General features: G+C 67.2%; 17 protein-coding genes. 7 read left to right on the top strand and 10 right to left on the bottom strand.

What is annotated here, in order from left to right; translation table 11 throughout:
- Positions 1–28: 28 nt before the first annotated feature.
- From P1J78_RS08890 to P1J78_RS08880, 3 genes are read right to left on the bottom strand one after another with little or no spacing between them, the layout of a single operon-like run.
- Positions 29–1,774, bottom strand: coding sequence for a sensor histidine kinase (locus P1J78_RS08890; RefSeq protein WP_275566987.1), 1,746 nt, complete (start codon positions 1,772–1,774; stop codon positions 29–31).
- The gene (locus P1J78_RS08885) at positions 1,771–2,349 is read right to left on the bottom strand and encodes an RNA polymerase sigma factor (RefSeq protein ID WP_275566986.1); all 579 of its coding nucleotides are present in this window, start codon (positions 2,347–2,349) and stop codon (positions 1,771–1,773) included. The genes P1J78_RS08890 and P1J78_RS08885 overlap by 4 nt, the downstream gene beginning before the upstream one ends.
- Positions 2,339–2,491, bottom strand: a complete 153-nt coding sequence (locus P1J78_RS08880) for a NepR family anti-sigma factor (RefSeq protein WP_275566985.1) — start codon at positions 2,489–2,491, stop codon at positions 2,339–2,341. Before P1J78_RS08880 ends, P1J78_RS08885 begins: the two co-directional genes overlap by 11 nt.
- Before the next feature lie 129 nt (positions 2,492–2,620).
- On the opposite strand from P1J78_RS08880, the gene P1J78_RS08875 reads away from it, so the two are divergent.
- Positions 2,621–3,433, top strand: a complete 813-nt coding sequence (locus tag P1J78_RS08875) for a response regulator (RefSeq protein ID WP_374213214.1) — start codon at positions 2,621–2,623, stop codon at positions 3,431–3,433.
- 97 nt (positions 3,434–3,530) lie between these two features.
- Here the strand turns inward: P1J78_RS08875 and P1J78_RS08870 are convergent, their stop codons facing one another.
- Positions 3,531–3,704: a DUF1328 domain-containing protein gene (locus P1J78_RS08870; protein ID WP_275566983.1), complete on the bottom strand. Its 174-nt coding sequence runs from the start codon at positions 3,702–3,704 to the stop codon at positions 3,531–3,533.
- A 271-nt stretch (positions 3,705–3,975) separates the two neighbouring features.
- Between P1J78_RS08870 and P1J78_RS08865 the strand changes: the two genes are divergently transcribed.
- From P1J78_RS08865 to P1J78_RS08855, 3 genes are all read left to right on the top strand, one after another.
- Positions 3,976–4,317 (top strand): ElaB/YgaM/YqjD family protein, encoded by a 342-nt coding sequence (locus P1J78_RS08865; RefSeq protein WP_275566982.1) that lies wholly within the window; start codon positions 3,976–3,978, stop codon positions 4,315–4,317.
- Positions 4,314–4,676: a hypothetical protein gene (locus P1J78_RS08860; protein WP_275566981.1), complete on the top strand. Its 363-nt coding sequence runs from the start codon at positions 4,314–4,316 to the stop codon at positions 4,674–4,676. The genes P1J78_RS08865 and P1J78_RS08860 overlap by 4 nt, the downstream gene beginning before the upstream one ends.
- Positions 4,677–4,817: 141 nt before the next feature.
- On the top strand, positions 4,818–5,261 hold the full coding sequence (locus P1J78_RS08855; protein ID WP_275566980.1) for a hypothetical protein: 444 nt from the start codon (positions 4,818–4,820) through the stop codon (positions 5,259–5,261).
- Here P1J78_RS08855 and P1J78_RS08850 read toward each other — a convergent pair.
- Together P1J78_RS08850 and P1J78_RS08845 are read right to left on the bottom strand one after the other, a co-directional pair.
- Positions 5,258–6,385, bottom strand: a complete 1,128-nt coding sequence (locus P1J78_RS08850; protein ID WP_275566979.1) for an AI-2E family transporter — start codon at positions 6,383–6,385, stop codon at positions 5,258–5,260. The two genes, P1J78_RS08855 and P1J78_RS08850, sit on opposite strands and share 4 nt — an antisense overlap.
- Positions 6,378–6,584, bottom strand: a complete 207-nt coding sequence (locus P1J78_RS08845) for a PLD nuclease N-terminal domain-containing protein (RefSeq protein WP_374213213.1) — start codon at positions 6,582–6,584, stop codon at positions 6,378–6,380. Before P1J78_RS08845 ends, P1J78_RS08850 begins: the two co-directional genes overlap by 8 nt.
- A gap of 146 nt (positions 6,585–6,730) precedes the next feature.
- On the opposite strand from P1J78_RS08845, the gene P1J78_RS08840 reads away from it, so the two are divergent.
- The gene (locus P1J78_RS08840; protein ID WP_275566978.1) at positions 6,731–6,949 is read left to right on the top strand and encodes a hypothetical protein; all 219 of its coding nucleotides are present in this window, start codon (positions 6,731–6,733) and stop codon (positions 6,947–6,949) included.
- Positions 6,950–7,019: 70 nt separating this feature from the next.
- On the opposite strand, the gene P1J78_RS08835 is transcribed toward P1J78_RS08840, so the two are convergent.
- The 4 genes from P1J78_RS08835 to P1J78_RS08820 all read right to left on the bottom strand — a co-directional run bounded on the left by P1J78_RS08835 (position 7,020) and on the right by P1J78_RS08820 (position 11,047).
- Positions 7,020–8,333: an ABC transporter permease family protein gene (locus P1J78_RS08835; protein WP_275566977.1), complete on the bottom strand. Its 1,314-nt coding sequence runs from the start codon at positions 8,331–8,333 to the stop codon at positions 7,020–7,022.
- Complete coding sequence (locus P1J78_RS08830) at positions 8,333–9,016, bottom strand: ABC transporter ATP-binding protein (protein WP_275566976.1); 684 nt, start codon at positions 9,014–9,016, stop codon at positions 8,333–8,335. Before P1J78_RS08830 ends, P1J78_RS08835 begins: the two co-directional genes overlap by 1 nt.
- 10 nt (positions 9,017–9,026) lie before the next feature.
- Complete coding sequence (locus P1J78_RS08825) at positions 9,027–9,452, bottom strand: hypothetical protein (RefSeq protein WP_275566975.1); 426 nt, start codon at positions 9,450–9,452, stop codon at positions 9,027–9,029.
- Between the two features lie 107 nt (positions 9,453–9,559).
- Complete coding sequence (locus P1J78_RS08820; RefSeq protein WP_275566974.1) at positions 9,560–11,047, bottom strand: alkaline phosphatase; 1,488 nt, start codon at positions 11,045–11,047, stop codon at positions 9,560–9,562.
- A 163-nt stretch (positions 11,048–11,210) separates the two neighbouring features.
- Between P1J78_RS08820 and P1J78_RS08815 the strand changes: the two genes are divergently transcribed.
- Both P1J78_RS08815 and P1J78_RS08810 read left to right on the top strand, forming a co-directional pair.
- On the top strand, positions 11,211–12,128 hold the full coding sequence (locus tag P1J78_RS08815; RefSeq protein WP_275566973.1) for a LysR substrate-binding domain-containing protein: 918 nt from the start codon (positions 11,211–11,213) through the stop codon (positions 12,126–12,128).
- Positions 12,129–12,253: 125 nt separating this feature from the next.
- The gene (locus tag P1J78_RS08810; protein WP_275566972.1) at positions 12,254–13,933 is read left to right on the top strand and encodes a sulfatase-like hydrolase/transferase; all 1,680 of its coding nucleotides are present in this window, start codon (positions 12,254–12,256) and stop codon (positions 13,931–13,933) included.
- Positions 13,934–13,972 lie beyond the last annotated feature (39 nt).

Here is a 13,972-nt window from a genome sequence, read left to right as displayed (position 1 = left end):
ATGCCGGCCCCCATGTTCCGGAACGTCCCTACGCCAAGGCCAGCTCACCCGGCATCTTGGTGTCGTCGAAATCGGCGATCGGGAAACGCAGGATCGCGCAGTATTGTTCCGGCGTGGCCTCGCTTTCCGCGAAGCCCTCCATCTGGTGCGCGAAGGCGGTGACCAGCGCCATGCCCAGTCCGCTGCTGCGGGCTTCCTCCTGCTCGTGCGGGCCGTCGGGATTTAGCGAATTGCACAGCTCCACGCGCGCGCCCTTTGTCTCGTCCCGCGTCAGCCGGATCGACAGGGTCGGCTTCTCGTTCCCGGGCGCGTCGAGATTCTTGAGCGCGTTGGTCAGCAGCTCGGTGACGGCCAGCGACAGTGGGACGGCCTGGTCGGGGTAGACGACGATATCGTCGTACTCCTCCACGAAGTTCACCGCACTGCTGTCGTCCAGCGCGGTGCGCACGGTCTGTCCCACGATCGCGCGCAGCAACTCGCCCGCCTGAACCCGTTCGGCCGTCGACGTCTCGTACAGTTCCTGGTGCACGCGGGCGATGCCCATCACCCGCTGCCGGATGTCGGCGAGCGCGTCCTTCACCTCTGCGCCGCGGGCCTTGCGGACCTTCATGTTGAGGATCGAGATGATGAGCTGAAGGTTGTTCTTCACCCGGTGATGCACCTCTTTCAGCAGCACCGTGCGCTGATGGATCGTGTCGTAGAGTTCCGCCTCGTCGTGCAGGACGTTCTCGGCCAGCCGCATCCAGGTCTCTTCCATCTCGCGCAGCTCGCGCGGGGTCGAGGCCTCGTGCCGCGGTTCGGTGATCCGGCGGCTGCGCATGAATTGCAGCATTCTCGCCCGCAAGTTGCGGGTCGGGCGGATCACCATGCGCTGAACGGCAAAGAAGGCGACCGCCAGGCAGACGAGCCACATCGCCACCGGGAACAGCATCGACGAGGTGATGCTGAGCCCCTCGATGAAATCGTTGCGCCGGTGTTCCCAGCTGCCCAGGGCGAAGACCTGGCCCGGGACGATGGGCACGACGGCGAAGACCCGCAGGAATCCCGCGCGGGTCTCGTCGATGAAGGCGCCGTCCTGGGCGTAGAGCAGGTCGGACAGCTCGTAATTCGCCGGCAGGTGCCGTTCCACGTCGTCGAGCCCGCGGCTGGAGGTCAGTACCTCGGCTTCGGCGTTGTAGGTGATCAGGTCGAGCGGCCGGTCCTCGGACAGCTGGTCGAGCGGGCGGAACAGCTGTCCGTGCGGCAGGGAAACCGCGGCATACCCGTCGAACCGGCCGTTCCGGCGGACGGGAACGGTCACCATGACCACCGAGGTCTGGCTGACCAGCGCGTCGGGCGAGACCGTGATGCGGGTCTGCGGGTCGGCGGCCATCGTCTTGTAGATGCGCCGGTCCGACACGTCGGTGCCCTGACCTTCGGAAGCGCAGAGGATCGTGCCCTCGGCGCTGACGTAGCCGGCGAACGAAAACGCCTGGGAGTCGCGGACGAAATCGCCAAGCGGCTCGGCACAGTCCCAGTTCGACCGTCGCAATCGCGGCACCATCGCCGCGAGCATGTTCGCGGCGCCGATTCCGGTGCGGATATGCGCCTCTTCCGGCGCCGCGGCCTCGGATGTCAGGGCCAGCAGGTTGGTCTCGGCCTTGCGGTCGGCCTGGCTGAGCAACTGGAACGTCGTGGCAACCGAGATCAGCCCGATCGGAAGCAGCGCAAGCGCAAGCAGCGCCGCGATCCGAAACGTGAGCGACTGACTCGATTCCCGAAGCCTGTTGATCAAGCGATGTTCTTCCGCGGTTGCAGCGCTCCGTTGACCACTGCCATCGTGGCGCTGTCGGTCATCTCCAGCGCCTCGTCGTCGCCGATGTCGAGCAGTTCGATCAGCCGGGCGCGCCCGCGGTTGACGCGGCTCTTGATCGTGCCGATCGCCACGCCACAGGTTTCGGCGGCATCCTCATAGGACATGCCGGACGCCCCCACCAGGATCAGCGCCTCGCGCTGCTCGACCGGCAGTTCGCCGAAGACCTTCTCGAAATCGGCCATCGCGAGTCGGCCGTCGTGGTGGGGTTTCTCGGACAGGGTCGCGGCCATCGCGCCGTCGGCGTCGGCGACCTCGCGCTTCGACTTGCGCAGATCGGAATAGAACGTGTTGCGCAGGATCGTGAACAGCCAGGCACGCAGATTTGTGCCTTCCTGGAACTTGTCGAAGTTCTTCCACGCCTTGACGATCGTATCCTGCACCAGGTCGTCGGCGCTGGCCGCGTCGCGCGTCAGGCTCACGGCGAACGCGCGCATGGCGGGCAGATGCGCCACCACCTCTTCGCGCGGGTCCTGCCCGTGGGTTTCATTGGTCATTGCGCGTGTCCTGCTCCTTGAGCTGCTGCAGAAGGCTGGTCAGGCGATCTGGCACCTGTTCGTCCATCGTCCGCTGAAACACCTTGCGCAGATTGTCGTCGATCTGCTGCTCAAGGTGAGACTGGTCCCGTTCTCCGTCCATCTCGTTTTCCTGTGCCGATTCTTTTTTCTTTCGAACCATAGGTGCCGCACAATTTTTTCATCACAGTGCGGAACCAAACGCGCCACGTAGCGTTCGGTTCCGTAGAAAATGTAAAAAACAGGACAGACCATGCCAATGGACAAGGAAAGCGATTATCTGTCGGTGAAGGTGGCCGGCCTGCTGCCCTATCTGAGACGGTACGCTCGGGCTCTGACCGGAAGCCAGAAAACAGGGGACAGCTATGCGGCGGCGACGCTGGAGGCATTGCTCGAAGATCGCGCCGTGTTCGAACAGGGGTATTCAGACAAGGTCGCGCTGTTTCGCGCGTTCCACCTGATCTGGAGCAGCGCCGGCGCACCTGTCGACGTCGAGGACGAGGGCATCGCCAAGCGGGCTCAGCGCCATCTGGCCAAGCTGACGACCAACACGCGCGAGGCGCTGCTGCTGCGCACGGTCGAGGAGTTCTCGACCGAAGAGATCGCGCAGGTGATGCAGCTGGAGGTGTCCGAGGTCGCGCATCTGATCGACGTGGCCCGCCGCGAGATGGAAGACAGCGTCAAGGGCCGCGTGCTCGTCATCGAGGACGAGGCGATCATCGCCATGGACCTTCAGGACATCGTCGCCGAGATGGGGCACGCGATCACCGGCGTCGCGCGCACCGCGTCCGGCGCCGTGCAGCTGGCGAGCAAGGAGAAGCCCGACCTGATCCTGTCGGATATCCAGCTGGCCGACGGCTCCTCCGGCATCGACGCCGTGAACGAGATCCTGCAGGCGGCGGCGGACATTCCGGTGATCTTCATCACCGCCTTCCCGGAACGCCTGCTGACCGGGGAGCGGCCCGAGCCGGCCTTTGTCATCACCAAGCCCTATTCCGAGGATCAGGTGCGCTCCGCCATCAGCCAGGCGATGTTCTTCTCCAGCACCGAGACGCTCCAAGCGTGATCGAACGGCCCGAACGGAAACACCTCCCACCACGGGGAGGCGTTTCGCGTGAATCGTAGTTGCGCGGAGCGGCGAACCGCTCCGCGCTTTCTTCACCCTACACTGGCGGTTTGCCGCGGACCGCGCGGGCGATGAGCGCGACCACGAACAAGACCAGGAAGATGAAGAACAGAACCTGGGCGACGCCGGCCGACGCCGATGCGACGCCGCCAAAGCCGAATACGGCCGCGATCAATGCGACCACCAGAAATGTCAGGGCCCAACCAAGCATGGCGAGTACCTCCTAAAGGGTTCGATTTCCCGCACCTCTCGGCGCTTCGTTTGACGGATCAACGCGCCGCAGGACGCCTGGTTCCCAGCCAATGCCGACTTCGGGGATTGTCGTCCGGCAGATCTCCGGCCCGTTCGGGCGCGGGACGGAACCGAGCGGTTCGCATGCGCGTTGGCCCGCGAGACACAGCCGGGACAGGTCGCTTCGGCCTGCCCGTCCGACATGCAACGCACGACACGCAACGCCCGAAACGCAACGAAGGAGTGAAGAGATGGCCAACACGACGACGAACGGTCCGCAAGCGTCGCCGGTCAAGACGAGCGACATCGACGAACTGAAAGCGCAGATCGAGACGCTGAAGGCGGATATGTCCTCGCTCACCGGCACGGTGCGGGACATGGGCCGCACCCGCGCCGAAGCGCTGCGCGGTGCGGCGAGCGAGCAGGCGAATGCCTGGCGCGGCCAGGGCGAAGAGGCCGTGCGGCGCGCCCGGGCGAAGGGCCAGGAGGCCTATGGATCCGCAGAGGCGTCGATCCGCGAGAACCCGGCCACGGCCGTGGGCATCGCCGCGGGCGTCGGCTTTCTGACCGGCCTGATCCTTAGCCGCAAATGATCCCGGGCACCGCGAACCTCGCCTACGCGGCGCGCCGGGCGGCCCTGCGCTCCTCGCTGGGGCTGGTCGGCGCGCTTTGCCTGTGCGTCGGGCTGGGCTTCCTTACGGTCGCGGCCTGGATCGCGCTGACCGTGGCGGCGGACGCCCTGACCGCGGCCCTGGTCATCGGCGGGGCCTATGCCGGCCTCGGTCTGATCGTCCTGGTGATCTCGCGTCTGGCGCGGCCCCGGCCGCCCGCTCCCGCGGCCCCGGCCGCGGCGCCGGCGGCCCAGCCGGCCCTGGCGCCGGCCCTGGTGGGAGTCGCGGCGGCGTTCCTCCAGGGCGTGGGCGCCGGCCTCGCATCGCGGCGCCGGCCCTGATCGGGCGGCTCCCCTTACCGGCAAACCGCGCCCTTCCGGCGCGGTTTTTTTCCCAGGCCAAGCCATGGAATCTAAAGGAACATCCTCGACCGCGTCCGCGTTTCGCCTGCAACGATCCGATTGTTTTGGAAGAGGTGACAGATGCTGACCAGAACCGCAGTTCTTCTATCCGCACTGGCGATGCCGGCCGCCGCCGGTTTCATGACCGGCTCCGATGCTGTGCAGGAGCAGGTCGAGGCGTCGATGGCGGTCGATACGCCCGGGGCGCAGACAGACATCGTGCCCGACGACCGGCTCTATTTCACCACCGTCGATGTCGACGCGATGATGCGCGCGCCGGTCATCGACCCGCAGGACCGGGTCGTCGGCAGCGTGGCCGAACTCATGGTCAGCGGCACGGGCCAGATCACCGATGCGGTCGTCCGCCTGACCGGCGGTCCGCTGGGGCTCAGCGGCGAGCGCATCGTCGTGGGGTTCGACCGGCTGACGGTAAAGGACACCGGGGCGCCCGGCGATGAGACCTATGTGCTGCACGCCGCGCAGGAGAAGGCCGCGCTGGAAAACCTTCCCCGGTTCGAAGGCTAGAGACCTTCGGCGCGCTCCGTCTCGGCCTCCGGCTCCGGATCGGCGTCGCCCAGCACCAGCAGCCACACGAGCAGCGGGATCGCCACGATCCCCCCGACCGGGCCCCACATCCAGATCCCGAACACCACCGACAGGAACACGACCAGCGGATTGAGCTGCATCTGCCGCCCGACGAGCGACGGCGTGACGAACTGTGCCTCGGTGAAGTTGAGCGCGACGTAGCACAGCGCCGGCACGAGAGCCATCGGCCCGTCGAAATTCGCGACCCCTGCATAGAGCATCGCCAAAAAGAAGCAGGCCGGCCCGAGATACAGCACGAAATTGGCCAGAAACGCCACCAGCCCCCAGACCGGCGCGCCGGGCAGGCCGAGCTGGCGCAGCGCGATGAAGACGGCCAGGCCGAGCCCGGCATTGATCATCGAGATCGTCAGGAAGTAGCGCGACACACGGCGCTCTGCTTCCAGAAGCATCTCGGCCCGGTCTTCCGGGGATTTGCCCAGCGGCAGGCGCCGGGCGGTCCAGCGATAGATGTCCCCTCGGGTGGCGAGGAAGAAGAACAGCGTGCCCGCGAAAACGGCCATCTGGCCCAAGATCGACGGTGCGAGCCATAACGCATCGGCAACGCTGGGCACCGCGTCGGCCGCTTCTTCTTTCGGCGAGTCCTCGGCGGTCTCCTCCGGCGGAGCGCTTGCTGGCGGGCTGTCTCCCTCGCCTTCGCCCTCTTCCATCAAGATGGCATCGGCCACGTCCTTCGACACTTCCTCCACCCCGCGCATGGCGTCGCGCACGTCTTCCAGGGTCTCCTCGACATCGGCGATGACCTTCGGAGCCTGCTCGACCAACCGCATCGCGACGGGCTGCAGCAGGAACAGGATGCCGCCGATCGCGACGAGCGCCACGAAAAGATTCAGCGTTGCGCCGAGGGCGGAGGGAATGCCGATGCGCTCCCACGACACGGCGATCGGGGACAGGATGACGCCGGTCACCAGCGCCAGCGTCATCGGCGCCAGCACCGGTTCCGCCAGGTGCAGGATCGCGCCGATCGCGACGGCGCCGACGGCGACCAGGACGACGATCAGGAAACCGGGCAGAGTGAGTGGGCGGTCCGGGTCGTGCTCAGACATGCCGTTCGGCGCCGCGCGGGCCGAAAAGCAGCCAGATGATGAAGCCGAGAAGCGGGAAGACGATCACGCCCAGCGACCAGAGAACCTTTTTCCCGGTCGAGGCGCGGGAGGAGAAGATCTGGACCAGCGCGTAGATGTCGAGGGCCAGAAGGATCAGCCCACCGATACCGCTCAGTTCGAACATGCTCAACTCGCCCATTCCTGACTCCGATCGACGTCGGCCCCGTCCCGGGCCGCCGTGTTCATAACGCGCGATATGCGACGCGGTTCCCTTCGTTGACCTCGGGGCCGAGGCGGGCAATCCCGCTTTACCGAATCGTGAAAGCGGGCCATACGAGATTCGTGATGAAGGATAACACACTCGCGAAGGGCGCCCCGCTCGGGCTTGCGCGCAGGATCAACGATCTTACGGCAAGCGAACTGCATGAATTCGTGCAGGCGCGTTTGTACGAACGCGAATTGCACCTGATCGTGCGCCAGCTGAACGACGCGGTGCTGTCGCGCGTCCCCGATCAATCGAGCGCCGCGCGCGCCGCCCTGTCGCGGCTTGGCTTCGCCGACTGACAAAGTGTTCAGCCCGACGGGGGTAGCGGCCGGGTGCAACAGGGGAGTGACAGATGCGGATCCGGCCCCGTCAGGCGCGCAGGTTGGCGACGATCGGCTGCCGCAGCAGCGCCAGCGCCGGGATCAGCGCCAGGACCGAGGTCGCCGACAGGAAGGCCAGCGCCAGGGGCACCTCGCTCCAGCCCAGCGAGGCGTTGACCAGGATGTCGGTGCGCACCGTCACGATCCGCGACAGCACGGCCGAGGCGACGAACCCCAGCCCGACGCCTAGCGCCGCTCCCAGCGTCAGCAGGGTCGCGCCGTAAAGCCAGACCACAGCCGCCACGAATCGCAGCGGCGCCCCGAGCGCCCGCAGCATCGCCACCTGCCGCTGGAACAGGCGCGACAGGATGAACAGGCCCAGCAGCACGCTGGCCGCCACCAGCACCTGCGTCACCGCCGACATCAGCGACATCGCCTGCCGCACGTCCCCCATGATCCGGTAGAGGTTGCCCAGCACTGTGCCCGGAAAGAACGCCATCATCTCGCTGTCGCGGGTGAATTCGGAGCGCAGCGCGTAGTTCGCCCAAAGCTCTTCGGCCCGCACGATCACCGCCGGCGTGCCCGGAAAGTACTTCGCGTCGAAGGGCGGGCCGATCCGGTCGCCGGCCTCCGGCGCGTGGCCATTGGCCAGCCCGTGGACCTCCCAGACCGTTTCCACCGGGATCAGGATCGCCCGGTCCCAGGGCGTGCCGGTGCGCGGCATCCGCCCGACCACCTGCATCTCGACACCGGCATGCGCCCCGGCCTCGGCAGCGGCGCCGACACCGTGGGCCGGCACAAAGCCGTCGCCGAGGCCAAGCGGCACCGCGGGGCCGACAATGGCCTCGCCCGAGCGTTCCCACATCCGGCCCTCCAGCCGGTCGTCGGTCAGGTAGCGGACGAACTCCGCCGTGGTGCCGACCACCGGCGCGTCGCCGTAGCTGTCGCCGAAGGCGAGCGGCGCCGCGATATCCACGTTCTCGTGCCCGGCGATCTCGGCATAGGCGTCCCCGTCCAGAAGCCCGACGTCGGAGGGTTGCAGGAACACCGCCGCCAGCATCATCGTCAACTCGCTGCCCGGCGCGCTGACGACGAGATCGAACTTGTCGGCCGCCTGCGCCATGCCCTGGCGTAACCCGCGCTCCTGCGCGATCAGGCCGATGCCCATGCCGACCGACACGGCGATCAGCAGCACGAACAGCAGGTTGGCCCAGCGGAACCGCCACAGGATCGCGCGGGTCAGCGGGAAGGGGGCATAGCCGCGCAACAGAACGAGCGCGACGATCAGGATCGGCAGCAACAGCACCGCCGAGATGAAAAGGTCCTGCGCCAGAACCGGAAGACCGTCCCAGACATCCCGCATCAGGCTACCCCGCTTTCGCCACGCGCGATCCGCCCGTCCTGCACGGTCAGCACCCGGTCCATCCGCGATAGAAGCGCCACGTCGTGGCTGACCGCGATCAACGTCGTGCCGCTGTCCTTCGCCAGCGCCGTCAGGTCGTGGATCAGCCGGTCGGCCGCCTCGCGGTGCAGGCTGGCGGTCGGCTCGTCGGCCAGCAGGATGGCCGGATCGTGCGCCAGCGCCCGCGCGACCGCGACCCGCTGGCGTTCGCCGCCGGAAAAACTGGCGACCGGCCGCGCCGTTTCGGGCAGGCTCAGCGCCGCCAGCCGGGTGCGGGCGCGCTCGCCCACTTGGCGGCGCCTGTCGCGCGGGCGGAACAGGCTCGTGAGCGCGGCGTTGTCCTGCGCCGACAGCTCCTCGAACAGCAGAAAATCCTGGAAGATCATGCCGATATTGGCGGCGCGGAACGCCGTCCGCCGCGCTTCGCCCAGCCCCATGACGTCGGTGTCCCCCCAATGCACCGCACCGGCCGCCTGCGGCCACAGCCCGGCAATGGCGTAGAGCAGCGTGGACTTGCCGGCCCCGGACGGGCCGCGCACCCCCAGGAGCGCCCCGGCGGGGAGCTGCAGGTCTTCGACGGACAGGATCGTCCGGCCGCGCGGGCTGCGCACGTCGAGGCCGGTGACGCGGAGGGGAAGGGCCATGCGCGCCGGCTCAGGTTTCGTAATAGGTGGCGTCGGTCAGACGCACGCGGCTGACGAAGCCTGTCTCGGGGTCCTTGAACGTGCCCAGCTCCAGCACGCCGCGCGTCTCGATGTTCACGTTGAACGGGATTACGTCGATGGTGCGCTTGGCGTAGATCGCCAGGATGTCGTCGGGCCACTCCGCCTCGGTCTCGCAGAACGGGCAGACGGCCATCGGCATCTTGGTCAGCACGAAGAAGTTGGTCTCGGCCTTCAGCGGCGGCGCCATGTAGCCCTCGACCGTCACGCGCTGGCCCTCCATCGTCTGCGCCAGGTCGGAGAAGCTCTGATCGCGGTTGTAAAGCTCGCGCAGCTTGATCGGGCCGTCCTGCGCCAGCGCCGGGGCGGCGAGCGGCAGCGCGGCCGCGGTGGTCAGGAAAGTGCGGCGGGAGAGCATGCTCTTGATCCTCCATTCGGTCGCCGAGCGGTCCCGGCGATATTAACGACGAAGGGCCCCGGGTTCAGGGGGCCCTCCGCGAATTTTTTGTGACAGGGCCGGGTTTACTACTCTTCGGCGGTCATCGCGTGCAGCATCACGTGGAAGATCACGTTCTGCTCGATGGTGCCGTCCAGCAGGTGCGCCCAGGGGCCCTTGGCGTAGACCGCGACGTCCTCGCCCGAGTGGGTCTCGGAGGACAGCGGGATCAGCGCTTCCTGGGTATAGTCGATATCGGTCGCCTCGTCCTCGGTCATCGCCGAGCGGGTGCCGGTCCAGTCCTTGTCCTCGCGCAGGACCGACCCGGCGCCGTTCAGGTAGCCGGCCACGGTGTAGGGCTTCTCGTCGCTGCCCGTGTTCGGCTCGCCGGTATGCTCGATGCCGGCGCCGTCGATGCCCATGCACAGGCCCAGGATGTCCGAGCCGCGGCCGCAATAGCCGTTGAAGGCGATCGCGTGCTCGTGGTCGGCGGTGACGATGATCAGCGTGTCCGCGTCGTCCGTCATCTCGTCGGCCATGGCGACGGCTTCGGCGAACGCCTTCTGGTCGCGCACCACGCGGGCCAGGTTGCCGCCGTGGTTGGCGTGGTCGACGCGGCCCGCTTCCACCTGCAGGAAGAAGCCGTTGTCGCCGCCGGAGGCCGTCAGCGCCTCGATGGCGGTGGCGGTCATCTCGGCCAGCGAGGGCTCGCCGGTGCGGTCGGCCTCGTACATCATGTGGCTGTCCTCGAACAGGCCCAGCAGCGGCGTGCCGTCCTTCGGCAGCTCGGCGAAGGTCTCGTCGTTCCAGGCATAGGCGATGCCCATCCCGGTCGCGTCCTCGATTAGGTTCTCGCCCGCGGCGCGGCGGCCGTTGCCGCCCTCGTCACCGGTGATGTCCTCGCCGATGAAGTTGCGGCGGCCGCCGCCCAGGGCGACGTCGATCCAGCCGGCTTCCATCGCCTCGATCAGCTGCGTGGCGATGTCGGTCTGCGTGTCGCAGCCTTCCGGCACGGACGCCTCGTAGTTGCGGTCGACGGTCTTGGCATAGGCCGAGGCCGGGGTCGCGTGGGTGATCCGCGCGGTGGAGACAATGCCGGTGGCCTTGCCCATCTCGTCGGCGATCTGGTTCATCGAGGTGACGGTGTTGCCCGGCAGGGTCGAGCAGTCGCCGCGGTCGACGTCGGCGGTCACGCCGATGATGCCCGCCTTGGTCTTGACGCCCGACATCATCGCGGTGCCGGTGCCGGCGGAGTCCGGGGTCTGGGCGTTGACGTTGTAGGTCTTGACCAGCGCCAGTTCCGGGAAGGTCTCATGATGCTGGACGTATTCGTCGCCGAAGCCGCCGTCCTGCTGGCCGGCGAACACGCGCGAGGCATAGTTGGTGCCGACGCCGTTGCCGTCCGAGATCAGGATGATCACGTTTTTGGCCTGACCGGTGTTCATCATCCTCTCGATTTCGGCCTGCAGGCGGTCCTGGCCGGCGACGTACCAGTCGTTGTCGGTCTGAACGACCGTCTGGCCGGAAGCGGCGGTCGCGGCCGCAAGCGCGAATGCGGAGATCGCAAGAGTTTTCATCGGAAGCTCCCCTGGTTGGTTCCGGCCTGCTCCATCGGCCCCCGGTGTGTGGATGCTGTAAAAGGCCGGCGAAGCTTTTGTGACACTCGCCGCGCGGCGGTCTCTGTCCACAAAGTTGCCCACAGCCCTTTGCCTCCGCCCCCGGTCCGCGGATAATGGCGTCATGAGTTCCAGCCGCATTCGCATGCGCCACCTGCGCTGCTTCCTCGCCGTCGCCCGCCTCGGCTCGGCCACCCGCGCGGCGGACGCGCTGGGCACGGTGCAGCCCTCGGTCTCGCGCAGCCTGCGGGAGTTCGAGGAGGAGATGGGCGCCACCCTGTTCGAGCGCACGGCCACCGGGCTGGAGCTGAACGAGGCCGGGCGCACCCTGTTCTCCTATGTCAGCGCGGGGCTCGGGCAGGTCGACCGCGGCATCGACACGATGCGCGGCCAGCTTCGCGCCGAGAAGGTCGTGGTCTTCGCCATGCCCAACGTGGTGCGCGTGGTGATGCCGGGGGCGGTGCGCCGGTTCAAGGCGCTCTACCCCGAGATCGACGTCGAACTCGACACCGTCGCCAGCGGCCGATCCGCCGACCGGCTGCGCGACGGGATGATCGACTTTGCCTTCGGGCGGCTGCAGTCGCCCGAGAGGATGGCGGGCCTCAACTTCGAGCATCTCTACAGCGAGCCGCTGGCCTTCTTCGTGCGGGCCGGGCATCCGCTGATCGGGACGCCGGACATCGACATCAGCGATATCGACCGCTACTCGGTGGTCATCCCGTCCACCAACACCATCATCCGCGATGAGATCGACCGCTTCGTCATCGGCCAGGGGATCAGCCGGTTCAGCAACCTGATCGAGACCGTGTCCTTCGAGTTCGCGCGCAACTACCTGCAGACCACCGACGCCATCGTCTGCCTGCCGCTGGGCGGCTTCCGGCGCGAGATGGAGCTGGGCCGCGTCGCCGCGCTGGACTTCGGCGCGCCGCAGCTGATGGGCGCGGTCGGCATCACCTCGCTGGCCGACCAACAGCTTTCGGCACCCGCGCAGCTGATGGTCCAGACGATCCGCGACGAGGTGAAGGCGCTCGGTCTGTCATAGCGATCGCGTTATGATGCGGGCGAAATGACTATTTCCCAGTGCCGGACCCGCCGGTTACGGTGCCGGGCAGCGAAAAGGGGAGGAGGATACCGGCGGCCGTGTCAGGCGGCGCCGGCACGACACGTATGGCCAAGCCCAAGAATATCCTGTTCATCATGTTCGACCAGCTGCGCTGGGACTATCTCAGCTGCTACGGTCACAAGCACCTACACACGCCGCATATCGACCGGCTGGCCGCGATGGGCGTGCGGTTCGACCGCGCCTACATCCAGTCGCCGATCTGCGGCTCGTCGCGCATGTCCACCTATACCGGCCGCTATGTCCACAGCCACGGCGCCAGCTGGAACTTCATTCCGCTCAAGGTCGGCGAGAAGACCATGGGCGACCACCTGCGCGAGGCCGGCATGGACTGCTGGCTTGTCGGCAAGACCCACATGGAAGCCGACGAAGACGGCATGGCCCGCCTCGGCCTCGACCCCGACAGCAAGATCGGCGCCCGCGTGGCCGAATGCGGCTTCGACGTGTGGGAGCGTGACGACGGCATGGTCGCCGTGGGGCCGGAGGGCAGCTATTCCGAAGGCGGCCTGAACAACCCGCACAACTACACCAACTATCTCAAGGCACGCGGTTACGACTCGGAAAACCCCTGGCACGACTTCGCCAATTCCGGCGTCGATGCCGAGGGCAACGTCCTGTCGGGCTGGTTCCTGAAATACTCGAACGAGGCCGCCAACATCCTCGACCGCGACAGCGAAACCCCCTACATGACCACGCGCGGCATGGAGTTCATCGAGAGCCACGACGGCCCCTGGTGCTGCCACCTCTCCTATATCAAGCCGCACTGGCCCTATATCGTGCCCGAACCCTACCACGACATGTACGGGCCGGAACACATCCAGCCCCCGATCCGCAGCCAGGCGGAATACGACACCGCCCACCCCGTGCTGAAGGGCATGATGGAAAGCCCGGTCGGCGCGGCGTTTTCCTCCGACAAGGTGCGCGAGGCGGTGATCCCGGCCTATATGGGCCTGATCAAGCAGTGCGACGACCAGATGGGCCGCCTGTTCGACTGGCTGGAGGAGACCGGGCGGATGGAGGACACGATGATCGTGCTGACCTCCGACCACGGCGATTTCCTGGGCGATCACTGGATGGGGGAGAAGCAGTTCTTCCACGACACCTCGACCAAGGTGCCGCTGATCGTCTACGACCCCTCGCCCGAGGCGGACGCGACGCGCGGCACCGTCTCGGACGCGCTGGTGGAATGCATCGACCTTGCGCCGACCTTCGTCGAGGTCGCGGGCGGAGAGGTGCCGGGGCATATCCTCGAAGGCCACTCGCTGCTGCCGATCCCGCGCGGGCAGGCGACCGAGATGCCGCGCGACAGCGTCATCTGCGAATACGACTATTCCGCCACGCCCTTGGCCGACAAGCTGGGCCTCGGCGTGCGCGAGGCGGTGCTGTTCATGGTCGCCGACAAGCGGTGGAAGCTGGTGCATGCCGAGGGCGGGTTCCGGCCGATCCTGTTCGACCTGGAGAACGATCCGCAGGAACTGACCGACCTGGGCGACCGCGAAGAATATGCCGAGGTGATCGAGGCGATGTACGACAAGCTGTTCCGCTGGGCGCGCCGCCCGTCGCAGCGCACCACGCGGACCGAAGCGCAGCTCAAGGAGATGCGCACCAAGACCCGCAAGCGCGGCGTCGTCATCGGGGTCTATGACGAAAACGACATACCACTGGAGCTCACGGTGCATTATCGTGGGCGCAAGGCCCCGGACATGAAGCAAGGGCCGCAAGGCTGACGGAACGGCCCGTCGGGGAGGGCGGGCCGCAAGGCAAAC

The organism is Psychromarinibacter sediminicola (genome assembly GCF_029168335.1).
In the GTDB taxonomy this organism is placed as follows: domain Bacteria; phylum Pseudomonadota; class Alphaproteobacteria; order Rhodobacterales; family Rhodobacteraceae; genus Psychromarinibacter; species Psychromarinibacter sediminicola.
This window is presented reverse-complemented; position numbering and strand designations above follow the sequence as displayed.